Origin of the sequence: Pseudomonas lundensis, from assembly GCF_001042985.1 — a bacterium.
GTDB classification, from domain to species: Bacteria; Pseudomonadota; Gammaproteobacteria; order Pseudomonadales; family Pseudomonadaceae; genus Aquipseudomonas; species Aquipseudomonas lundensis.
Map to the genome: position 1 here is coordinate 93,695 of NZ_JYKY01000014.1, position 23,489 is coordinate 117,183.

Sequence of the window (23,489 nt, forward strand, 5' to 3'; positions counted from 1 at the left end):
GGTCGCGTTTGCGCAATTGGACGCTGGGTCAAGCGCACTTGAGAAACAATATCGTTTATTATTGTTACAAGTTTTGTAGTACCCAAGCGAGGAACCCAGCGAATGATGCTCCGAAATACCCAGCTTGCGACATTCCTACTGCGCGGCCTGTCGATCGCCGCTCTTGGTCTCACACTCACCGCACCTACCGCCTACGCCGCCGACAAAGTTTCCCTGACGCTCTACAACGGTCAGCACAAGGAAGTCGGTGACAACCTCGCCGCCGCGTTCGAAGCCAAGACCGGCATTCACGTGAATGTGCGCAAAGGCAGCAGCAATCAATTGGCCAGCCAGATCATGGAAGAAGGTGATCGCTCGCCCGCCGACGTGTTCTACGCCGAGGAATCCCCGCCCCTGAACAACTTGGGCGAACAGGGTTTTCTGGCCAAGGCTGATGACGCCACGCTGCAAGCCCTGCCCAAGGAATACGTGGCCGCCAATGGCACCTGGATCGGCGTGACTGCACGTACCCGCGTGGTCGCGTTCAACCCGAAAAAGATCGATGAAAAAGACCTGCCAGCGTCGGTGATGGACTTCGCTGACCCCGAGTGGCAAGGCAAGATCGGTTTTGTACCCACCAGCGGCGCGTTTCAGGAACAAGCCGTGGCGATCATCAAGCTGCATGGCCGTGAAGCCGCGGAAGAGTGGCTGACGGGCCTGCGCGCGTTCGGCAAGACCTACACCAACAACATGGTGGCGCTCAAAGCGGTCGAGAACGGCGAAGTGGCAGCAGTGTTGGTCAACAACTACTACTGGTTTGCCTTGCAGCGCGAAAAAGGCCAACTGGATTCCAAGCTGCATTACTTCACCGACGGTGATGCGGGCGGCTTGATTACGGTCTCCAGCGCAGGCGTGCTCAAAGCCAGCAAGCATCCGAAAGAGGCCCAGCAATTGCTGGCCTACATGGCCAGCGAAGAAGGCCAGCGGGTGATTACCAACACCACCGCTGAATACCCAATGCGCAAAGGCATGGTCTCGGAGCGCGGGCTCAAGCCGTTCGATGAGCTGCAACCGCCCAAAGTGACCCCGGCCGATCTGGGCAACGCCGAAGAAGCGCTGGACCTCGAACGCGACGTTGGCCTGCTCTGATGCTTGCGGCCGCCCAACCTGCGCGCTTCACCCTGAAACGTAAAAGGCCTTCCATCTGGCTGCTGCTGCCCGTCCTGTTGCTGGTCGGGTTGAGCCTGTTGCCGTTGCTGTATGTCGGCACCAAAGCCTGGCAGGCCGGGTGGGCGCAAGCGGCGCATATGTTGTGGCGGCCTTATGTGTTCGGCCTGATGCGCAACACGTTACTGCTGATGGTGGGCGTGACCGTGACCTGCGCGCTGGTCGGGCTGTCACTGGCGTGGTTGCTCGAACGCAGCAACTTGCCGGGACGCCGCCTATGGGGGGTGATTTTGTGCCTGCCGTTCGCGGTCCCGGCGTTTGTCAGCAGTTTCACCTGGGTGTCGCTCAGTTCCAGTTTTGAAGGGTTGGGCGGCGCCATTCTGGTGATGAGCCTGTCCAAATACCCGCTTATTTTCCTGCCGGTTGCGGCCACATTGCGCAACCTCGACCCAGCCCTTGAAGAGTCGGCCCGGACCTTGGGCCAGAATCGTTGGGGCGTGTTTTTCAGGATTACCCTGCCGCTGCTGTGGCCGTCGTTGCTGGCCGGTTCGCTGCTGATTGCCCTGCACATGCTGGTGGAATTCGGCGCGCTGTCGATCATCGGCCTGCAAACCTTCACCACCGCGATTTATCAGCAATTCGAACTGGAATTCAGTAACGCCAATGCGGCGATGCTGTCAGCCGTGTTGCTAGTGATGTGCCTGACGTTGTTGTGGCTGGAGCTCAAAGTGCGCGGCAAGGGGCGTCATGTACGCATCGGCCAGGGCGCTGCGCGTCACGCCGGACAAGTGCGTCTGGGCAAACTGGCGCTGGCGGGGCAAGCGTATTGCCTGGCGCTGGCGATCATTGGCAGCGGCATTCCGTTGGGCATGCTGGTGTACTGGCTGGTTAAAGGCAGCTCGGCGGCGTTCCCAATGGCTGAAATCGGTGAAGCGTTGTTCTCGTCGCTGTCTCTGGCATTGGGCGGTGCAGCGCTGTGCCTGCTGCTGGCGGTGCCGGTGGGGTTGCTGGTGGTGCGTTATAAAGGTCAGTTGGCGATTTGGGCCGAGCGCTTGCCGTATCTGCTGCACGCCTTGCCGGGTCTGGTGATTGCCTTGGCCTTGGTGTACTTCGCGCTGCATTACGTGCCGGCGCTGTACCAAACCTCGACCTTGCTGCTGATCGCATACGCTTTGTTGTTTTTGCCGCTGGCACAAGCCCCGATCCGCACGGCACTGAACAAAGCCGCGCCGCAACTTGAAGAAGCGGCGCGCACGTTGGGAGCCTCATCGTTCTCGGCATTTTGCCGAGTGACATTGCCGATTATCTTCCCGGCGCTGGGTGCGGCGTTTGCGCTGGTGTTCCTCGATGCCATGAAAGAGCTGACCGCGACCCTGCTGCTGAGCCCGACCGGGCTGAACACGCTGGCCACGCAAGTGTGGTCGCACACCTCAAACATTGAGTTTGCCGCCGCAGCGCCGTATGCGGCGCTGCTGATCCTGGTGTCGGGGCTGCCCGTGTATTTGCTGACCACGCGGATGTATTTGAGCCGCTAAACAGCACGCCATCACGCCATCACGCCACCCTCTCCCACTGGGGAGAGGGTGATTTGATTTCACGCCCGGAACTGCCCAAGGCTCGCTTTCAGCTGCGCGGCCAACCCATCCAGCACCCTTCCGCTGGCGGTGGTTTCATTGACCGCCTGCGCCGCACGCTCGGTCTGCGCATGGATCACCTCTACCCGTCCGCGCACCGCATGCGCGCCCTGTGCCTGATGGGCTGCGGCCCTGGTCGCGTCGCCAATGGCGGCATGCACTTTTTCGACCGACGCCTGCACGGTTTTCTGCAATTGCACGCTGCCGCGCAACACCGCCAGCCCTTCATCGGCTTGCCGCCCAGCCAGCCCGATAGCGGCGACCGCTTCTTTCGCGCCTTGCTGCAAGGCCACAATGTGCGCCTGAATGTCGCCGGTCGAACTTTGTGTCTTGCTCGCCAGTGCCCGGACTTCATCGGCCACGACCGCAAACCCGCGCCCGGTTTCTCCGGCTCGCGCCGCTTCAATGGCGGCATTGAGGGCCAGCAGGTTGGTTTGCTCGGCGATACCGTGAATCACGGTCAGCACCACTTCGATCTGCTCGCTTTGCTGGGCCAGTCGCTCGATGACTTTGGCGCCCGCCCCCACTTGCACCGCCAAGGCCTCGATCAGACCGCCGACCTGCGCCGAGGTCCGGGTGTTTTCATCCGTGGCCTGGCGAATGTCCATCACCTGCTGGAGCGCCGCCTGCATCGCATGGCTTTCCGTTTGCGCAGCATCGGCCATGGTCGACAAGGCGTCCAGACTTTGTGCCACCTCGTCGCGCTGCAGTTGCGCGGCGGCGTCTGCACCGGCATTGCGCAGGGTCATGGCACCGATTTCAACACCCGTGCGCTGCGCCACATCGCCAGCTTCACGCACGATGGGCTGTAACTTGTCGACAAACCGATTGACCGCACCCGCCATGTCACCGATTTCATCTTTGCTGTTCAGGCCCACGCGCTTGGTCAGGTCCCCTTCCCCGGCGGCCAGGTCATCCAGCGCTGCGATCAACAACAGGAGTTTGTTGACCACCCGCCGCCCCAGCACCACGGCCACCAGCAGCAAGACAGCCAACCCGACAATCGCCAGCCCCAGCCCGATGCGCCAGCGCAAGGTATCCGCCGCATCGCGCACGGTGCTGGCGGTATTGGCTTGCATTTGGGCCGCGGCGGCCTGGGCCGATTCCAGTCGCGAACGCAACGCGCCCGCACTGTCGGCGGCTGCCCCTTGCAGGCTGTCGCTGACCAACTGCTCACTGCTGGCAATCAACCCGTTAAACCGCTGATCGAGCGCCGCCACGTCCTGCTCAATCGTCGCGGTGGAAACCCCCATGAGGACTTTGCCGATCTCCACGCCATTGGGGCTGATCGGGGCTTCGATGTAATACACCGCCGGATCATGCCGGGCCGCATCCAGCACTTTATCCAGCGCGCGGTCGCCCTGGCCCTTTTCCAGCAGTGCCTTGTTGATCGGGTTTTCACGGTTGAGGTAACGCGTGAGGTGCTGGCCGGTGGCGTCGTCGTACACCACAAACAGCACGTTGGGGTTGCGCTGAGCGCGACGGGCGAATTCAGACAGCGTGGGGACGTCGCTGTCCCACATGGCACGCGGCGCTACGGCGGCAAGCAGTTGCGCCATGTCGTTCGCAGAATCCATCAGGCTTTTTTCAAGCGTTGTACGCACCTGCGCCTGTTCTTCTTTCAAGCGCGGGGACAAACCTGCCGTCAGGCGTTGGCGCGTACTCGCAGACAGTCCTTCCAGACTGCCTTTGACTTCACGTCCGGCTTGCTCCAGCTCCACTGATAGTTTTTGGCTGTCGGCCCCCAGACGCGCATCCAGGTCCGACTCCAACGCCGTGACCGTGCTCCGTGTCAGTGCAACCGCGACCAGCACTTGCACCAAAAGAGCGATACCAAGGGTAACGAACACGGGCCGCAACAGTCGGCTTTGTAACAGAGAAAGAATGGCTGACATGACGAACCCCTCTACGACGTGCCATTACATTGATGGCACCTTTGATAAGGTTCTCTACAGCAAGGGTCGTGCCGTGAATGGCCTGCGCGGCAAAAACAACAAAGGGCCCCGAAGGGCCCTTTGGTTGACAGCATGCGACTTAAGCGAACGGGTGACGCAGAACGATGGTTTCGTTGCGGTCCGGGCCGGTCGAAATGATGTCGATCGGCGCGCCGATCAGTGCTTCTACGCGCTTGATGTAAGCACGTGCGTTGGCTGGCAGTTCTTCCAGGGTTTTGGCACCCACGGTCGATTCAGTCCAGCCCGGCACTTCTTCGTACACAGGCTGCAGGCCCACGTAGCTGTCAGCGTCGGTCGGTGCGATCTCGTTACCGTCTGCGTCTTTGTAGCCTACGCAGATGTTGATGGTTTCCAGACCGTCCAGTACGTCCAGCTTGGTCAGGCAAATGCCCGAGATGCTGTTCACGTCGATAGCGCGGCGCAGGATAACGGCGTCGAACCAGCCGCAACGACGGGCACGGCCAGTGGTGGCGCCGAACTCGTGACCTTGCTTGGCCAGGTGAGCGCCGACGTCGTCGAACAGCTCAGTCGGGAACGGGCCCGAACCCACGCGGGTGGTGTACGCCTTGGTGATGCCCAGGATGTAGTCCAGGAACATCGGGCCTACGCCCGAACCGGTCGCAACGCCACCGGCCGTGGTGTTGGAGCTGGTCACGTACGGGTAGGTGCCGTGGTCGATGTCGAGCAACGAACCTTGCGCGCCTTCGAACATGATGTCTTTGCCAGCGCGACGCAGGTCGTGCAGCTCGGCTGTCACGTCCAGCATCAGCGGCTTGAGCAGCTCGGCGTATTCCTTGCACTCGGCCAGGGTCTTGTCGAAGTCGATGGCCGGTTCTTTGTAGAAACCCACCAGCATGAAGTTGTGGTATTCCACCAACTCACGCAGCTTGGCTTCAAAGCGCGGCATGTTCAGCAGGTCGCCGACACGCAGGCCACGACGTGCAACCTTGTCTTCGTAAGCCGGGCCGATGCCGCGACCGGTTGTACCGATCTTCAGCTCGCCACGGGCCTTTTCACGGGCCTGGTCCAGCGCCACGTGGAAGGACAGGATCAACGGGCAGGACGGGCTGATACGCAGGCGCTCACGCACCGGTACGCCTTTCTCTTCCAGCTTGATGATTTCACGCAGCAGGGCATCGGGAGCAACCACGACGCCGTTGCCGATCAGGCATTGCACGCCTTCGCGCAACACGCCCGACGGAATCAGGTGCAATACGGTTTTTTCGCCGTCGATAACCAGCGTGTGGCCCGCGTTGTGGCCGCCCTGGTAACGCACTACAGCGGCAGCATGTTCGGTCAGCAGATCAACGATCTTGCCTTTGCCCTCATCACCCCATTGGGTGCCCAGGACTACGACATTCTTACCCATAACACTTGTCCTCATTCGCGCAAACTTGGTGCCGGCAGCCGCCGGCAGGAAAACTCAAGAAGCGAGCGGCATGACTTGCCACGCGCCGTTCTGCAGAATCAATTGGCGGTCACAATCGGCCTCGCGGGCGGCGGTCAGCGCCTGCCCAGGCAATGCCTGAACCACGCGTTGGCCTTGGCTGCGAAGCTGGCAAACGTGCTGCCAGAGTGCCGCATCCGTGCTGTCAGGCATCCAGATACCGCCAGACGGTAACTCGACTTCAGCACGCCCCAGGGTGACCAGGGTTTTCAAATCGGTCGAGAAGCCGGTTGCCGGACGGGCACGACCGAAGTCGGCACCGATGTCGTCATACCGACCGCCCTGAGCGATGGAGTCCCCAACGCCCGGTACAAAAACCGCAAACACCACACCGGTGTGGTAGTGATACCCACGCAACTCACCCAGGTCGAAATACAACGGCAACTGCGGGAAACGCACCGACAACCGCTCGGCAATCGCCAGCAAATCATCCAGAGCCGCCATGACCTGCGCCGGTGCCCTGGCCAATCGCTCACGCGCAGCAGCCAACACCTCGCGACCGCCACACAAATCAACCAATGCCCGCAGCATGTCCGCCAGATCGGCCGGCAAGCCTTCGGTCAAGGCCGTTACTTCGTCGATCGCCTTACGTTGCAGGGCGTCGAACAATTGTTGTTCCACTTCAACCGACAGTCGGGCCGCACGGGCCAGACCACGGTAAATACCGACATGCCCCAGGTCCATGTGGACATCCGGGACGTCAGCCAGTTGCAGCATTGCCAGCATCAGGCTGATGACTTCAACGTCGCTGCTCGGGCTCGCATCGCCATACAACTCGGCACCCAGCTGAATCGGGCTGCGCGAGGATGACAGGGCACGCGGCTGAGCATGCAGCACGCTGCCGGCGTAGCACAAACGGCTAGGACCGGCCCGGCGCAAGGTATGCGCGTCGATACGCGCCACTTGCGGCGTGATGTCGGCACGAAAACCCATCTGGCGACCCGTCTGCGGGTCAATAACCTTGAAGGTCCGCAGGTCGAGATCCTGGCCAGCCCCGGTCAGCAGGGACTCCAGGTATTCGATATGCGGGGTGACGACGAACTCATAGCCCCAGCTCTGGAACAGATCCAACACCTGACGGCGCGCCACTTCAATGCGGGCTGCTTCAGGTGGAAGTACTTCTTCGATGCCATCTGGCAGGAGCCAGCGGTCTACCGTTGCCATTACGCCATTCCCCTATGATCCGGGCGGCCAGCCAGCAGGCGAGCCTTGAGTAAAGCAGAACGTGGCTGCGTCTTGAACGCGCACAGCAAAAAAGCCTTAAACGAAAGGCTCACACAGCACATTCCTCGAAAAATCTGCCGACGCTGTACCAGCCGATCGGTCAATCAAACATGCAGACGCAAAAAAGCCGGGAATTTCCCGGCTGCCGCATCATACACACGTTTTCTTAAAGGATCACCCCGCCAGGCCATTTGCCCGCCAGGCGGAGTGAAAGCATGCGCCCGATTGTTACGTCAGAGACCACAATCGGACGGCATGACGCCTTATTGTTGCTGCGGCTTGGACTTTTCCAGGTAACGGAAGAAGTCGCTGCTCGGGTCCAGAACCAGTACGTCGCTCTTGTTCGCAAAGCTTTCGCGGTAAGCGCGCAGGCTGCGATAGAACTTGTAGAACTCTTGATCCTGGCCGTAAGCCTTGGAGTAAATCGCGGCAGCCTGGGCATCACCATCACCGCGCAGTTCTTCAGACTGACGATACGCCTCAGCCAGCAGAACACGACGTTGACGGTCGGCGTCGGCACGAATGCCCTCCGCCAGCTCGTTACCCTTGGCCCGGTGCTCGCGGGCTTCACGTTCACGCTCGGTGCTCATGCGCTCGAACACGCTACGGTTGACTTCTTTTGGCAAGTCGATGGCCTTGACGCGAACGTCGACCACTTCGATGCCCAGCTCTTTTTCAGCCATTTTGTTCAGCGAGGCCGTGATGTCAGCCATCAAGGCATCCCGCTCACCCGACACCACTTCGTGCAGGGTGCGCTTGCCGAACTGGTCACGCAGGCCGGATTCCAGACGGCGCGACAAGCGCTCGTCAGCAATCTGCTTCATGCCGGAGGTGGCGGTGTAGAAGCGCTCGGCATCTTTCACGCGCCACTTGGCGAAGGCATCAACCATTACAGCTTTCTTTTCCAGCGTCAGAAAACGCTGAGTCGGCGCATCCAGCGTCATCAGGCGGGCGTCGAACTTGCGCACCTGGTTAACGTAAGGAATCTTCACGTGCAGGCCGGGCTGGACATCCGCCTGAACCACACGGCCGAAGCGCAGCAGAACCGCGCGTTCGGTTTGCGAGACGATGTAGAAGCTGTTCCAGGCCACCACTGCCACGACTACGCCGACAATAAGGGCGATCAGCGATTTATTGCTCATCAGCGGCTCTCCCTAGTACGCGGCTGTTGCGGCAGATCGGTGCTGACATGTGAAGCAGCATCGTTATTGGTGCTCGCGGCGGCGGCAGAACCGGTTGCCGGCGTGCTCTTGCCATTACGGCCTTCAATCATTTTGTCCAGCGGCAGATAAAGCAGGTTGCTCTGGCCGTTTTTGTTGCCGGTCACGAGTACCTTGCTGGTATTGCTGAAGACGTCCTGCATGGTGTCCAGGTACAGACGGTCACGCGTGACTTCCGGTGCCTTGCGGTACTCGGCAACCAGCTTGGTAAAGCGATCAGCCTCACCCTTGGCGCGCGAAACCACTTCGTCACGGTAGCCGTTGGCATCTTCAATGATGCGCTGGGCCTGACCACGTGCTTCCGGCACCACACCGTTGGCGTAGCTTTCGGCCTGGTTACGGGCACGTTGCTCGTCTTCACGGGCACGGATCACGTCATCAAAGGCTTCTTGCACTTCACGCGGTGCGGCGGCGTTTTGCACGTTGACCTGAGTCACGGTGATACCGGTTTTGTAGGTATCGAGGAAGCGCTGCAAGCGTTCCTTGATCTCTATCGCCATCTGCTCACGGCCTTCGGTCAGCACCTTGTCCATCGAGGTCGAACCCACGACGTGACGCAAGGCGCTGTCGGTCGCCTGTTGCAGACTGACTTCCGGTTGATCGACATTCAGCACGAAGTCGCGCAGGTTGCTGATCTTGTACTGCACGGTCAGCGGCACTTCGACGATGTTTTCGTCTTCAGTCAGCATCTGGCCCTGCTTGGTGTACGCACGCTCACGCGTGACGTTTTCCATGTACTTTTTATCGAACGGCGGGAAATAGATATTCAGGCCCGGTCCTACTGTGTCGTAGTACTTGCCCAGTCGCAGCACCACGGCTTGCTCCTGTTCATCGACCACGTAAACAGCGCTGTACAGCCAGACGGCTGCCATGACGACCAGCACGATACCGAGCACGCCAAAACCGGCGCTTTTGCCGCCGTTTGAACCGCCATCGCTACCGCCTGTACGTTTTTTCCCACCACCGAACAACCCATTCAGGCTTTCCTGCAGCTTTCGGAAGGCCTCGTCGAGATCTGGTGGTCCCTTGCGGTCGCCATTTTTAGGGCGTTTGCTACCCCAAGGATCCTGATTGTTCGAGTTGCCACCCGGCTCATTCCAAGCCATAGCGCTCTCCATCTGATAAAGCAAAGACGCGCCCACGGCGCGCCGACCAATGCTACAGAATGCCTATCACAGCGGCACGACCGCTTTGCGAGGCTTTTATTGCAAAGTGTGTTCTTCGATGAACACCGCTGGTTCCATCCCTTCGCGGCTGACCAGGCGATTAAGCTCGGCTCGCGGCAGGCGTACATCCAGCAGGCACACGCCTTCATCGTCGTGTTCTTCTTTTTGCACCGCGCCCAATTCAAAGAATTGGGCACGCAGTCGAGCAAAACGCTGCGGCAAGCGCAAGGTACCGACAAACAATTCGTTGCCCAACAACTCGGCAATGGCCTGTTGCAGCAGGTCTAGCCCCTCGCCGTCGCGGGCCGACAACCAGACCCGTTGCGGCTTGCCATCGGCATCCCGCTGGATCTGCGGCTCGACCGCTTCAAGCAAATCGATTTTGTTGTAGACCTCAAGGATCGGCAAGTCCTGGGCGCCAATCTCGTTCAGCACCACCATCACCTGCTCGATCTGCGCCATGCGCTCCGGTTCGTGCGCATCAATCACATGCAGTAACAAATCCGAATTGCTCGACTCTTCGAGCGTAGACCGGAAAGCTTCAACTAGCTTGTGCGGAAGATGACGAATGAAGCCCACGGTGTCAGCCAGTACGATTGGCCCCAGGTCGTCCAGATCCAGACGGCGCAGGGTCGGATCGAGCGTGGCGAACAACTGGTCGGCGGCGAACACCTCAGAACCGGTCACCGCATTGAACAGCGTGGACTTGCCCGCGTTGGTATAGCCCACCAGCGACACTGTAGGAATATCGGCGCGTTGGCGCCCTCTACGGGACTGCTCGCGTTGACTGCGGACTTTTTTCAGACGGGCCTTGATCTGGCTGATGCGCACGCGCAGCAGACGCCGGTCGGTTTCAAGCTGGGTTTCACCCGGCCCGCGCAAACCGATACCGCCACCCTGACGTTCAAGGTGAGTCCAGCCGCGCACAAGACGCGTGCTCATGTGATCAAGCTGGGCCAGTTCGACCTGCAGCTTGCCTTCATGGGTACGGGCACGTTGAGCGAAGATATCGAGAATCAGCCCGGTACGGTCAAGCACGCGACACTCGAAAACCCGTTCGAGGTTACGCTCCTGACTGGGCGTGAGGACGTGATTGAAAATCACAATGTCGACCTTCTCGGCCTTGACCAGGTCGCGTAATTCCTCGACCTTGCCACTGCCAATCAGGTACTTGGCCGATGGCCGATGACGCGGCACGTTAAAAAACGCGACGGTCTCGGCGCCGGCCGACACAGCTAACTCCTGGAACTCCTGCGGATCTTCGCGCGCCTCAGGGTCCTGACCTTCCAAGTGAACGAGGATTGCTCGCTCACCACCACCGTGGCGCTCAAAGAACAAAGCAGACTCCTATCAGGCGTTACCTGGCTCAGCGTCTGCTTGTTCCGATTCTGCTGCGCTTGGCAGACGAATTGGACGCACAGGAACGACTGTCGAGATAGCGTGTTTGTAAACCATTTGGCTGACGGTGTTTTTCAGCAGAATCACGAACTGGTCGAAAGACTCGATGGTCCCCTGCAGCTTGATCCCGTTGACCAGGTAGATGGAAACGCCAACCTTCTCTTTACGCAAAGTATTCAAGTAAGGGTCTTGTAGCGAATGCCCTTTTGACATATGCCGCACTCCTGTAAGGATAAAAAAAGAAACAAAATTTAGAGGGTCGATGACGCCACACCCATAGGATAGACGGCATTTCCGGAGACTCAGCTCAATATGGAGACCGATCCCAGGTATTTCAAGGCTCGTGGCAGATTGTCGCAGGCCAGGCTATCAAGCCAATGCAGGTCATCCCAGCCGCGCAACCAGGTGAACTGCCGCTTGGCCAACTGGCGCGTGGCAATGATGCCGCGCTCCTTCATCTCGGCCTGCGACAGCTTGCCGTCGAGGTAGTCCCAGACTTGTCGATAGCCCACTGCACGTATAGACGGCAACCCCGCATGCAGGTCACTTCTATTACGCAGGGCTAGGACCTCATCTATGAACCCCTGTTCCAGCATTTGCCCGAATCTTTGTGCAATTCGTTCATGCAGTACCTGACGTTGCGCCGGAGCGATGGCCAGATGCGCGACAGTATAGGGCAATTGGCTAGCGCCTGAAGCCGCTGCTTTAGTAGATTGCTCAGATTGTTTCTGGCGATGCGCAGTCATACTCAGACCGCTGACGCGATAGACCTCAAGCGCGCGCGTCAAACGCTGGGGATCGTTGGGATGAATGCGCGCCGCGGACTCGGGATCGATCGCCGCCAACTGATCGTGCAAAGCCTGCCAGCCCAGGCGCTGCGCCTCTTCTTCGAGCTGCGCACGCACCTCGGGATCGGCAGCCGGCATGTCTGCCAGCCCATCAATCAATGCCTTGTAATACAGCATGGTGCCGCCCACCAGCAGCGGAATATTGCCGCGCGCGGTGATCTCGGCCATGGCCTTTAACGCATCCGCACGAAAGTCGGCCGCTGAATAGCTCTGGGCGGGATCGAGAATGTCGATCAATTGGTGCGGATGTTTGGCCAATATGTCGTGCGAAGGCTTGGCAGTGCCAATGTCCATGCCGCGATACACCAGCGCCGAGTCAACACTGATCAGCTCGCAGGGCAGCACTTTGCTCAGCTCAATGGCGAGGTCGGTCTTGCCGGCAGCCGTCGGCCCCATCAGAAAAATGGCGGGGGGTAATGCGTTGGAACCTGTCATCAGCGACCGCGCAAAAAGAGTTTGTCCAAGTCGTCCAGACCCATTTGGGTCCAGGTGGGACGACCATGATTGCACTGACCACTGCGCTCGGTGTTTTCCATGTCACGCAACAAGCCGTTCATTTCCGGGATCGCCAAGCGGCGATTGGCCCGGATCGCACCGTGGCACGCCATGGTGCCAAGCAGTTCGTTGAGGTGCGCCTGAATCCGGTCACTGGTGCCGTATTCCATCAAGTCGGCCAGCACGTCATGCACCAGACGCTGAGCTTCTGCTTGTTTGAGCAAAGCCGGAATCTGGCGGATGGCCAATGTTTCCGGGCCCAGACGCTGCAATTCAAAGCCCAGGCGCTGGAACCATTCGGCGTGTTCTTCAGCGCAATCGGCTTCGCGCTGACTGACGGCGATCGACTCGGGCACCAGCAACGGCTGCCCGCTCAAACCTTCGCTGGCCATGGCGATTTTCAGCCGCTCGTACATGATCCGCTCATGCGCGGCGTGCATGTCCACCAACACCAGGCCCAGCGCGTTTTCGGCAAGGATATAAATGCCCTTGAGCTGCGCCAGCGCAAAGCCCAGCGGCGGGATGTCGCCCTGCCCTTCAGGCAGTGGCGAGGCATTGGCTTCGGGCAGCGGCGCGAAAAATTCGCGGTAGGCATTGCGTGCTTCTTCGGCGGGCACCGAGGGCGCGGAAGGCTGTGGGCGGTACTGGTACTGATACCCCGCTCCGGCGCCTGATCCGGCAACGTGCGGGGTGGGCGCGGACTGCGGCTGTTCGAGCACATGGGCGGCCAAGCGCATTTCACCTTGCGGACCAAACTCCCCCGCGTCCAGACCGGTCGGGCGCTCAGCCCCTGGCACGGGTGCCGGAGCTGCCAGTTGGTCCTCGGGGCGCACATCACCCAGCGCGCGGTGCAAGGTGCCGTACAAAAAGTCATGCACCATGCGCCCGTCGCGAAAACGCACTTCGTGTTTGGTCGGGTGAACGTTCACGTCGACCACCGAAGGATCGACCTCGAAAAACAGCACAAACGTCGGGTGACGCCCGTTAAACAGGACGTCGCGGTACGCCTGACGCACCGCATGCGCGACCAGCTTGTCGCGCACGGCCCGACCATTCACGTAGAAGTACTGCAAGTCGGCCTGGCTGCGCGAGAATGTCGGCAAGCCCACCCAGCCCCATAAATGCAAGCCGTTGCGCTCGACTTCAATCGGCAGCGCCTGCTCCAGGAACGCCGAACCGCACACCGCGGCCACGCGCCGGGCACGCGCTACGTCGTCACGCGCCTCGTGCAGGTTGAGGATCGACTTGCCGTTGTGGCGCAAATTGAAGGCCACGTCGAAGCGCGCCAACGCCAGACGCTTGATGACTTCTTGCAGGTGATCGAATTCGGTTTTTTCAGTCTTGAGAAACTTGCGGCGCGCAGGGGTGTTGAAGAACAGGTCGCGCACTTCAACCGACGTGCCCACGGGATGGGCCGCTGGCTGAACCCGGGGCGCCATGTCGCGGCCCTCGGTTTCGACTTGCCACGCCTGATCGGCACCACGGGTGCGCGAGGTCAGGGTCAACCGCGCGACGGAACTGATGGACGCCAGCGCCTCACCGCGAAAACCGAGGCTCATCACCCGCTCAAGGTCTTCAAGGTCACGAATTTTACTGGTGGCGTGTCGCGCCAGCGCCAAGGGCAAATCGTCGCTTGAGATTCCGCTGCCGTCGTCGCGCACACGCAACAACTTGATACCGGCTTGCTCAACGTCCACATCAATGCGCTTAGCGCCGGAGTCCAGGCTGTTTTCCAGCAGCTCTTTGATCACCGACGCGGGACGCTCAACCACCTCGCCCGCAGCAATCTGGTTGGCCAGGCGCGGGCTGAGCAGTTCAATCCGCGCACTGCTCGTGAGTTCAACGTCACTCATTGCTTGGACACCAGTTCAGCAGCCGGAATGCTCAGGGTCTGGCCCACTTTGAGTTCATCGCTTTTCAGGCTGTTGCTGGAGCGCAACGTGGCCACGCCAACCTGATAGCGCACGGCGATCATGGCCAGCGTTTCACCCGGCAACACACGGTGCTCGCGGGCGCTTTGGGCGATTTTGCCCGTGTCTCGCAACCAGGCGATGTACGTGCCCGGCGGCGGGTTTTGCTGGAAGAACTGGCGAACACCGCTGCTGATCGAGCGCGCCAGTGCTTGCTGGTGATTCGCCGACGCCAGCTTCGAGGCTTCGTTGGCATTGGAGATGAAGCCGGTTTCCACGAGGATCGACGGGATGTCCGGGGATTTGAGCACCATAAACCCGGCCTGTTCCACGCGTTGCTTGTGCAACGGGGTCACGCGGCCAATGTTGGTCAGGACTTTCTGGCCCACGTTCAAGCTGGAGGTCAAGGACGCCGTCATCGACAGGTCGAGCAGCACACCGGCCAGCATGCGGTCTTTGTCGTCCAGACTGACGTTACCGGCACCGCCGATCAAGTCAGAACGGTTTTCACTGTCGGCCAGCCAGCGTGCGGTTTCAGAGGTGGCGCCGCGTTCAGACAACGCAAACACCGAAGCACCAAACGCAGCCTTGGAAGGCGCGGCGTCAGCGTGAATCGAGACAAACAGATCGGCGCCCTTTTTACGGGCAATTTCAGTACGGCCGCGCAGAGGGATGAAGTAATCCCCCGTGCGGGTCAATTCGGCGCGGAAGCCTTTAATGCCGTTGACCTGACGCTGCAATTCTTTGGCAATGGCCAGCACCACGTCTTTCTCGCGTTGACCGCGGGAGCCGGAAGCGCCCGGGTCTTCACCGCCGTGGCCAGCGTCAATCACCACCACAACACTGCGCTTGCCACTCGGGATCGGGGGCAATGTGACATCAGGCTGCGCAGGGGTCACCGGCACCACAGGCACCTTCGCCACGTTGGTGGCAGGCAGACTTGGCGCCAAGTCCACGCCCTGGTCATACAGGTCAACCACCAGACGGTTGCCGTACTGGGCATTAGGCGCCAGCACGAAACTCTTCGGGGTGACGGCCTTTTTCAGGTCAATCACCACGCGCAGGTCGGTGGGTGTGCGCTGTGCCGAACGCAAACTGGTAATCGGCGTGTTGGCCGTCGGCACATTCAATGCACCGGCCAGAGTGGCGCCGTTGATGTCGATCACCAGACGGTCAGGCGATGTGAGGGTAAATACGCTGTGTTGCACCGGGCCTGTCAGGTCAAACACCAAACGGGTGTTGTCCGGGGCACGCCACAGCCGCACGCTTTTTACCTGAGTCGCGGCCAAGGCATTGACGGCCATGACACTGAGCAACACTCCAACGACACTCACTAACGCGCGAAAGCGCATACCAAACCCCATCATTGATTGTTTTCCGGTGCCAAGGCGGCACACCAAGACTCGCCACGCGAACCTTGGGGCGTCAGCTTCAGCAAACGCCCGGTGTTATGCGGGGTAATGGTAATGGTCAGGTCGGGCTTTGGCAAAAAGCCTGCACCCTTTTCGGGCCACTCGATCAAACACAGTGCGTCATCTTCGAAATAGTCGCGAATGCCCAGAAATTCCAGCTCTTCAGGGTCAACCAAACGGTAAAGGTCGAAATGGAAGGCGCGGATGTCGCCAATCTCGTAGGGCTCAACCAACGTAAAGGTCGGACTTTTAACCGCGCCCACATGCCCGAGCCCGCGGATCAGGCCGCGTGACAGGGTGGTCTTGCCCATTCCAAGGTCGCCTTCAAGGAAGATCAGACCATGGCCTTGCGTGATGCCCGCCAGCTTTGCGCCAAACGCGGTCATGGCCGCTTCATCGTATAGTAGTTGTTGCAGTGTTAATTCGTGCACGGTGCGTGTTCCTCCAACAACTGACGAATGGCTGGAATCAAATCAGTGGCCGCCAGCCCTCGGCCCAAAGTTCCTTGTTGCTCTCCGGCGCTGGCATGCAGCCACACCGCCAGACACGCAGCATCAAACGCTGCCATGCCTTGTGCCATGAAGGCGCCAATCACCCCTGCCAGCACATCACCCAACCCGGCGGTGGCCATGGCAGGGTGACCGAGATCGCAGCGCGCCAACTGACCCTCCAGCCCGGCAATCAGGCTGCCTGCGCCTTTCAGCACGCACACAGCTGAGTATTTTTTAACCAACGCCCGCGCCGCCGCCGGACGATCGGCCTGCACCTGTTCAGTGCTGATGCCCAGCAACCGCGCCGCCTCACCAGGGTGCGGCGTCATCACCGTGCCCGGAGCCAAGGCAAGGTCAGCGTTGGACAACAGATTCAACGCATCGGCATCCCACACCTGCGGGATTTTTGCCTGCGCCGCTGCGGACAACACGCTACGGCCCCATGCCGCCTGCCCCAAACCGGGGCCGACCACCAACACCGAGGCTTGCGCCAAAAGGCCCATCACCTGATTGGCCGACGACACGCCTGAAGTCATCACTTCAGGCAAGCGGGTCAACGCCGCGGGCACATGCTCAGGGCGTGTGGCCAGCGACACCAGCCCGGCGCCGCAGCGCAAAGCCGCCTCAGCGCTCAAGGTAATCGAGCCGCCAAAACCTCGGTCGCCACCGATAAGCAGCACGTGCCCGAACTGGCCTTTATGGGCATCTGGCGCGCGTGCAGGCAGGCGTGGCAGCGTGGCTGCACGCAGGAGGTCGGGTTCAGATAACAGGTGTTTGGTCTGCGGCATACGTGTCGGGCTCCGATGTCTGGCAGAATTATACGCATCTCAGCCCCGGTTTCTCTTGCCTCATGCCTGCTAATACTGTCGACCTGCCCGCTCTCGCTCAATCCATTAAGGAATGGGGCCGCGAGCTGGGCTTTCAACAAGTCGCCATTGCCGGCCTCGACTTGGGGGAGCACGAGCAACACCTCGAACGCTGGCTCGCGGCGGGCTACCACGGCGAAATGGACTACATGGGCGCCCACGGCAGCAAACGCTCGCACCCCGAAGAGCTGGTACCCGGCACCTTGCGCGTGGTCTCGCTGCGCATGGACTACCTGCCCGGCGACACGCACATGGCGCACTTACTGGCCCAGCCTGAAAAAGCCTACGTGTCGCGTTACGCACTGGGGCGTGACTACCACAAGCTGATCCGCAAGCGCGTGCAACAACTGGCAGACCGTATTCAAGCCCAGATCGGGCCGTTCGGCTTTCGCGCTTTCGTCGACAGCGCCCCGGTGCTGGAAAAAGCCATCGCACAAAAGGCCGGTTTAGGCTGGATCGGCAAGAACACCTTAGTTCTCAATCGCAAGGCAGGCAGTTACTTCTTTTTGAGCGAACTGTTCGTCGACCTTGCGCTGCCCGAAGATGAACCCCACAAAACCGAGCATTGCGGGCGCTGCACAGCCTGTCTGGACATTTGCCCGACCAATGCCTTTGTCGGGCCGTATGTGCTGGATGCGCGGCGGTGTATTTCATACCTGACGATTGAGCTCAAGAGCGCCATCCCGGTCGAACTGCGGGCCATGATCGGCAATCGGGTGTTTGGTTGCGATGACTGCCAGATCGTGTGCCCGTGGAACCGCTTCGCCCGTACCACGGCCGAAGGTGACTTCAAGCCACGGCACAATCTGGACAACGCCGAACTGGCGCAACTGTTCATGTGGGATGAAGCCACGTTCCTCAGCAGCACAGAAGGCTCGCCGCTTCGCCGCGCCGGTTATGAGCGTTTTCTGCGCAATCTGGCCGTGGGGCTGGGCAATGCGCCGTCGACCATTCCTGTGCTGGAAGCATTGAAGGCACGCCGCGATTACCCGTCAGCGCTGGTGCAGGAGCATGTGCAGTGGGCGCTTGATCAGCACGCGGCGCGTTAGGGGTTTTGGCTTACTTTTTCATCAGGGCGTGCCCGCCCACCTGGAGTATTTCTACTGAGTCCTTGTGCAATAAAAACGTTACGCGGTCCTTTCCACCTATTCGAATCTCATATTGATGTATGTTTTTAGCCGTGCCACTCATTTTTGTGTACTTGGCGTCACCCAGTTTTTGCGCAGCTATACCCGGGTGTAAATTTTGCTCTTCAATACTTTTAACAAAACGCTGATAGTCATTCATGGCACTCTCACTCAAATCCGAACGTATATTTTTCGGCTTGGGCGCAATAACTTTCCATTTGACTGCGGGTGCCGTCGCTTTCCCCTGGGCACCTCTTGCCATTGCCTTTCCCGCCTTTAGTGCCCCTTTTCCATCGAGCCCACTCTTAAAAGCATCGTGCAAACGATTACCAATATGGCTGAGAGCTTTGCCCATGGCAGCAAGGCCTATACCCACTGATAGAAGCCCAAGCCCCAGACTTACATAACCCAATATTTCGCCTGCACCTGACTCCGGGCAAGCCCCTTGGAATACAGCACTGGCAATCCCTGCGATGCCACTGGTCACGCCCGCCACCAGTCCCGCGATCGCCAGCGGTGTAGCCACACCAAAAGTTGCAATGCTTGCCAGGATACCCAGCGCGGCCATACCGGCGCCTAGCAGAGCTTCCCAAACGGAATGCCCTGTAGGATCGCTTCGATTGATCGGATCACCCAAACAATAGGCATAGGGATTCAACCCTCCGGCTCCAAACGGACTCTGGTTGTCCGGACTTTGAAAACGCATCAGTAAGGGATCGTAAGCCCGATAGCCATTCCCCAGCAGGTAGCACTCAGTCACCGAGTCAAGCCGCTCGCCATTGAAACCGAGCCCGGTCAGCACCTCACCCTGCATCGACCGGTTGCCATAAGGGTCATATGCAACCGAAGAAAAATGATCAGTCACAGAGGCACCCAGTACGGTTTTCTGTGAATCACCCGCCAATAAGACTGTTCGTACCGCTGCCCCTTGCTCCTCCTGCCCCAGCAGCGTATTTCCCATACGGAAAAACGTCTTGGTATCCGACCCTTTCACTTCATTGACCAAACAGTCATCGCGGTAAAAAAAATGCCTGGGCGCCGTGTCGCTATCGATCACCTCAACCAACCGATCCCCCGCGTCGTAGCCGTACTTGCGAACGGCAGCATTAACCGCCAGCGATACCTGTGTGAGACGACCCAAGCCGTCATAACTCAACGTCCGACCGGCAGCATCCAGAATCAGATGCCCATTGGCGTCATAGCGCAATGTAACCGCCGGTGGATAGTCCGCGTGAGAGTGCTCAACCTTGATCAACTGCGTCGGATCACTCTCGCTCATGGTGTAGGTCGTAGTGTTTTGACCGCCCTCAAAGTCTGTCTGCAGCAACACAATGTTGTCCCAGGCATCAAATTCGAAGCGCTGGGCCACAATTTCTTTCCCGAACGGGTTGCAGGGGCGCTGGGAGCCATTACACCGGTAATGGATAAGTCGTCCCCGACGGTCATAGTCGAAATGCTCATCGCGCAGGACGACCCCGTTATTCAACAGGCTGCGCTGAGCAACTTTACTGGCACGGGTGTAACGGGTTTTCAGGGTGAATTTTTCGATGCCATTGGCCTGCACCACGCGCTGCACTTCCCGTCCCAGCTCGTCATGATTCAAGGTCGTTATGAGCTGTTGGCGCGCTGCATCACTGGCTTTGATGATGTGCATCTGCCCCTGGGCGTTGTACTCGCATTCAGCCTTTAAGGCACCGTTACTCATGGTTTTCAGCCGGCCGTATACGTCATAGCCGTGTTCGCTTCGCGAACCGTCTACACCAACCTGGCTCAGCACGCGCCCCCCCAGAGAGTAGGTGTAGAAAGCCTCGTACAACTGCCCCGCCAAGGCCCATTGCTCGCGCTTTAGCCTTCCTGCACGGGAATATTCATAGGTGCTGGTTCGTTCTTGTTCGCTGGCGCGAGTGAGCAATCCGGAACGGGGGTCATAACCATAAACGGCGGTTTGACTCGCGCTCGTACGTCCAACCACTGCGCCATCAAGCTGCGCCTCATAGTCGCGGGTGCTGCGCTGACCATCGGGTCGACTGACTGCACGTGGCAGTGAGCTACCCGGCGCATATTCATAGGTCGTTTTCCGCCCCCCGGTGTTGCTTGCGACCAAACGACCCAAGCCATCGAATGTCTGGGTGCCGATCACTTTGTTAGCCGCTTGAATTTGCACCGGCAGTTCCTCGCTACTGAACAAGGCATACCGGGTTTCTACAACCGTCGCGTCGGGCAAAGTGCTTCGACAGAGGCGCCCAAAGGCGTCGTACTCAAATGCTGTCTCATTGCCTTCGGGGTCTGTTTGCCGGGTGCATCGGCCAAAGCCATCGTAGACATGGGTGGTTTTGGACTGGCTAACGCCCTGCAAGTCGAAGGTCTCCACACTGACAGGCTTGCCTTGGGTATTAAAGAACGTGACCGTTTTACCTTGCCCCTGCCTCCAGCAGATCTCCGATAAATTTTCAGGGGATCGCTCGACATGTGCCTGCACACCATCAGGGTGCAGCGTTGTTTTGACCTGCCCCCAATCGTCATAAACATAGCGTGTCTGAAGCACCAACGGCGTGCCTCCCAGCCAGTCTGTCACTGTTTCGCTCTGAAGCTGACCCAGGCTGTTGTACTGGTTGCGCTTGATAAGCCGCAGTGGCTGTTCGGTCGAAGTACTTTCTACGTCTTGTTCCTCGATCGTGCAGACACGGCCAATACCGTCGTATGTGACTCGCTGCTGCATACCATTGACATCAGTAGTGAGGAGCGTGGGGTACTGCGACTCTGATTGGGGAAGCTGGTAAGTCCGTGTTTTTGAGGCTTCGTAGGATGAAGCCTTGGAAACGGTTTCGCGTATCACCCGCCCCAACGCGTCATATTCATATTCGACAGGCGCCTTGTCCTCTTCGCTACGCGATAAACATGCCCCCGTTACTGCGCAGTAAACAACGCGGTCCGTTGCGCGGCTTTCGTCATGGCCCGTCAGTACAGTTTCTACCGTCACTGCTTGATGGCTGATGGAGTAGTTACTCGTTTCTTTGGTAGCCAAGCCGTTGAGGGTCGACGTTTTGGCGACTTGGCGACCATGCAGAGTGGGATCCAGAGGTGTTACGGCGTATTCATAATCGGTTTGTTCATGCAAAACCTCGGTTTCACCCACACGTACAAAAAACTGCTCGCGCACGGGAACAACCGCAGCAACTGTGGTGCCCTCCAGCAACGGTAAGGCGGTATACCGAAATCGTGTGATGTGATGAGGGTCCTGGGCGTGGGTGGCAGAGAAAACCGTTTTTTGACGAGGGAGCCGTACAAACGTCAAGGGGTCCGCCGGGCAATCGTCAGCGCCTTCGCTGGGAAAATAGTCCGTCAGCGTGGTAAGGCCATCAGGCGTTATACGTTTGACTTCATTGCCATACGCGTCGAATTCAAACTGTGTGACCTCTTCACGCAAAGTGCCTGTCTTGACATCCTCGTAGCGCTTCAGCGAGCGCTTTGGCAGTCGACATTGAGCGGGCTGGTCCCTGAAGCACTTGCCTGGCTTGGTGTGATAATCCACCCGCTCGGATATTTTTTTGGCACCGCACTGAGTCACTTCAGCGTCCAGCAAATGAAACGTGTTGAAGGTGCGCACTGTTTCACTGTGCACCTCACTCCCTGACATCAGGGTTTCGGTCGATGCATAGCTGTAATCTCCAACAACTTTGTACAGCCTGTCGCCAGACGTTTCAGATGAGAAACCGGCCGCGCCAAAGCCCAGAAAGTTGGTATCTGAAAAGCTGAAGCGCTTGTGAATATAGGGCTGCCCATGACCCGGGAATACAGAATGTGTTGCCACCGAAGCCATTGCAGGCATGCCGCTCCCCTCAGGAAAGCGCAGACCCATTGTTTTGTAACTTATGTGTTCAACTGCCCCCAAGGGTGAGTACAAGCGCGACACATAGGCCAGCCCGTCGAGAACCAGATAACGTATTTCCCATCGCCCCCCCTCGGGCAAAGTAATACTTGAGAGGCGGCTATTAACTAGATGAATAACGAAAGTCGCTTCCTCAGCGGAGCCGGGAAAGCGCTTGAGCTCTAATCCAGCGCCCGTACGCGTGATCGACAACAGCGTGCGACGGCTATCGCGCACCTCGCTCAGCATCGGATGACCGTTATAAAGCGTGTAAGCCAGTTCAAGACTTGCCCCGTTGGCACTCCATATCCGTTTCGTCACTGCAACGTTGCTGAGCCCCATCATGGCCAGTTCTTCACGTTGGCCATTTTGGGCAGTCAAGAGGAAGCGGTTTTCCCCTATTACAAGCAATTTGTGGCGCTCGATTTTTTGATCCGTCAGCAGAACCCTGGACGGTAACTCCTGCGTTTTATAGGTTTCTCCGCCTGCCAGCGATAGCGTTTTAGCTGTCCGATCATAACGCGTACCCGTCAGCGTCCAGCCGAGACCAAAACCGCGATCAACGGTATTAAGCGGGTTGAAGTGAAGGCTCAGCGGCAGGGCTGGACCATTGAGCGCATGAGACTGGAGGTTGCCCAGCGACAATCTGCAACTGTAAATACCTGTGCGAGGATCCACACCTCCCGACAGGAAACTATCGAAGTTAAAAGCATTTGAATAAATGTCGCTATTTTCCGTGACTGGCATTACGCACCCCTTTCAAATTTTATATATCACGCGAATAGAACTCCCCCCTTTTCGTTATTTCAACTCGAAGCCTTGCTCATACTCATTAACGACAATATGCAGCGCATGTTCCGTCCCGTACTCGTCAATAACGGTGATGAAACAAGGATTTTTTTTCACCGGACGAGATCGGTCCCCCCATCCAGAAAGCCCTTGAACAATGGTTAATTCGCCAGCCCTGTCATTCACATCTACGATGTAGTTCTGCCTGAAACGCCCTGAATATTCTGCCGAATCTGTAGGCAGCCAGAGATGAGCCTGCTTGTTCCTGGTAGGCGTTAGAGTAGCCACAACATACAAGGGAGAGTTGATTGTGCCTCCCGTCCAAGCATCGCAGTAAAATGGCTGCCCTCTAAATACATCTATATCTTTAGGGAAACTCTGAAAAAGGCTTCCAGATTTGGTGAAATACCCGCCTCACAGGAATCGAACGGTTGAGTCCCGATGAAACAGATGTCCTTCGCCGATGCTGAGTACGCCGGCAAACGTAAGCAGA

Annotated in this window: 16 protein-coding genes; 3 read left to right on the forward strand and 13 right to left on the reverse strand. The window is 58.8% G+C overall.

The window, feature by feature from the left end; genetic code table 11:
• Positions 1–102 precede the first annotated feature (102 nt).
• Together TU74_RS13265 and TU74_RS13270 are read left to right on the forward strand one after the other, a co-directional pair.
• Positions 103–1,128: an iron ABC transporter substrate-binding protein gene (locus TU74_RS13265; RefSeq protein WP_047273131.1), complete on the forward strand. Its 1,026-nt coding sequence runs from the start codon at positions 103–105 to the stop codon at positions 1,126–1,128.
• Positions 1,128–2,681, forward strand: coding sequence for an ABC transporter permease (locus TU74_RS13270; RefSeq protein ID WP_047275100.1), 1,554 nt, complete (start codon positions 1,128–1,130; stop codon positions 2,679–2,681). The genes TU74_RS13265 and TU74_RS13270 overlap by 1 nt, the downstream gene beginning before the upstream one ends.
• A 59-nt stretch (positions 2,682–2,740) precedes the next feature.
• On the opposite strand, the gene TU74_RS13275 is transcribed toward TU74_RS13270, so the two are convergent.
• The 12 genes from TU74_RS13275 to TU74_RS13330 form a co-directional block, all read right to left on the reverse strand.
• Positions 2,741–4,675: a methyl-accepting chemotaxis protein gene (locus TU74_RS13275; protein WP_048376803.1), complete on the reverse strand. Its 1,935-nt coding sequence runs from the start codon at positions 4,673–4,675 to the stop codon at positions 2,741–2,743.
• Between the two features lie 139 nt (positions 4,676–4,814).
• Positions 4,815–6,104 (reverse strand): adenylosuccinate synthase, encoded by a 1,290-nt coding sequence (locus tag TU74_RS13280; protein ID WP_047273128.1) that lies wholly within the window; start codon positions 6,102–6,104, stop codon positions 4,815–4,817.
• 54 nt (positions 6,105–6,158) lie between these two features.
• Entirely contained in the window at positions 6,159–7,346 is a 1,188-nt protein-coding gene (locus TU74_RS13285; protein WP_047273127.1) for an ATP phosphoribosyltransferase regulatory subunit, read from the reverse strand.
• Between the two features lie 323 nt (positions 7,347–7,669).
• Positions 7,670–8,548 (reverse strand): protease modulator HflC, encoded by an 879-nt coding sequence (gene hflC / locus TU74_RS13290; RefSeq protein WP_047273126.1) that lies wholly within the window; start codon positions 8,546–8,548, stop codon positions 7,670–7,672.
• On the reverse strand, positions 8,548–9,732 hold the full coding sequence (gene hflK / locus TU74_RS13295; protein WP_047275094.1) for an FtsH protease activity modulator HflK: 1,185 nt from the start codon (positions 9,730–9,732) through the stop codon (positions 8,548–8,550). The genes hflC and hflK overlap by 1 nt, the downstream gene beginning before the upstream one ends.
• A 96-nt stretch (positions 9,733–9,828) precedes the next feature.
• The gene (hflX, locus tag TU74_RS13300; protein ID WP_047291654.1) at positions 9,829–11,130 is read right to left on the reverse strand and encodes a ribosome rescue GTPase HflX; all 1,302 of its coding nucleotides are present in this window, start codon (positions 11,128–11,130) and stop codon (positions 9,829–9,831) included.
• Positions 11,131–11,142: 12 nt separating this feature from the next.
• Entirely contained in the window at positions 11,143–11,403 is a 261-nt protein-coding gene (gene hfq / locus TU74_RS13305; RefSeq protein WP_047273123.1) for an RNA chaperone Hfq, read from the reverse strand.
• 89 nt (positions 11,404–11,492) lie between these two features.
• On the reverse strand, positions 11,493–12,473 hold the full coding sequence (gene miaA / locus TU74_RS13310) for a tRNA (adenosine(37)-N6)-dimethylallyltransferase MiaA (protein ID WP_048376804.1): 981 nt from the start codon (positions 12,471–12,473) through the stop codon (positions 11,493–11,495).
• On the reverse strand, positions 12,473–14,386 hold the full coding sequence (gene mutL, locus TU74_RS13315; RefSeq protein WP_048376805.1) for a DNA mismatch repair endonuclease MutL: 1,914 nt from the start codon (positions 14,384–14,386) through the stop codon (positions 12,473–12,475). Before mutL ends, miaA begins: the two co-directional genes overlap by 1 nt.
• On the reverse strand, positions 14,383–15,807 hold the full coding sequence (locus TU74_RS13320) for an N-acetylmuramoyl-L-alanine amidase (RefSeq protein ID WP_206540652.1): 1,425 nt from the start codon (positions 15,805–15,807) through the stop codon (positions 14,383–14,385). The genes mutL and TU74_RS13320 overlap by 4 nt, the downstream gene beginning before the upstream one ends.
• Positions 15,807–16,286: a tRNA (adenosine(37)-N6)-threonylcarbamoyltransferase complex ATPase subunit type 1 TsaE gene (tsaE, locus tag TU74_RS13325; protein ID WP_048376806.1), complete on the reverse strand. Its 480-nt coding sequence runs from the start codon at positions 16,284–16,286 to the stop codon at positions 15,807–15,809. Before tsaE ends, TU74_RS13320 begins: the two co-directional genes overlap by 1 nt.
• On the reverse strand, positions 16,274–17,134 hold the full coding sequence (locus TU74_RS13330) for an NAD(P)H-hydrate dehydratase (RefSeq protein ID WP_048376807.1): 861 nt from the start codon (positions 17,132–17,134) through the stop codon (positions 16,274–16,276). Before TU74_RS13330 ends, tsaE begins: the two co-directional genes overlap by 13 nt.
• A 62-nt stretch (positions 17,135–17,196) precedes the next feature.
• Here TU74_RS13330 and queG point away from each other — a divergent pair, with 62 nt between their 5' ends.
• On the forward strand, positions 17,197–18,261 hold the full coding sequence (gene queG, locus TU74_RS13335) for a tRNA epoxyqueuosine(34) reductase QueG (RefSeq protein WP_048376808.1): 1,065 nt from the start codon (positions 17,197–17,199) through the stop codon (positions 18,259–18,261).
• 10 nt (positions 18,262–18,271) lie between these two features.
• On the opposite strand, the gene TU74_RS13340 is transcribed toward queG, so the two are convergent.
• A complete protein-coding gene (locus TU74_RS13340; RefSeq protein ID WP_048376809.1) occupies positions 18,272–22,954 on the reverse strand; it encodes an RHS repeat domain-containing protein in 4,683 nt (1,560 codons plus the stop codon).
• Between the last annotated feature and the right edge of the window lie 535 nt (positions 22,955–23,489).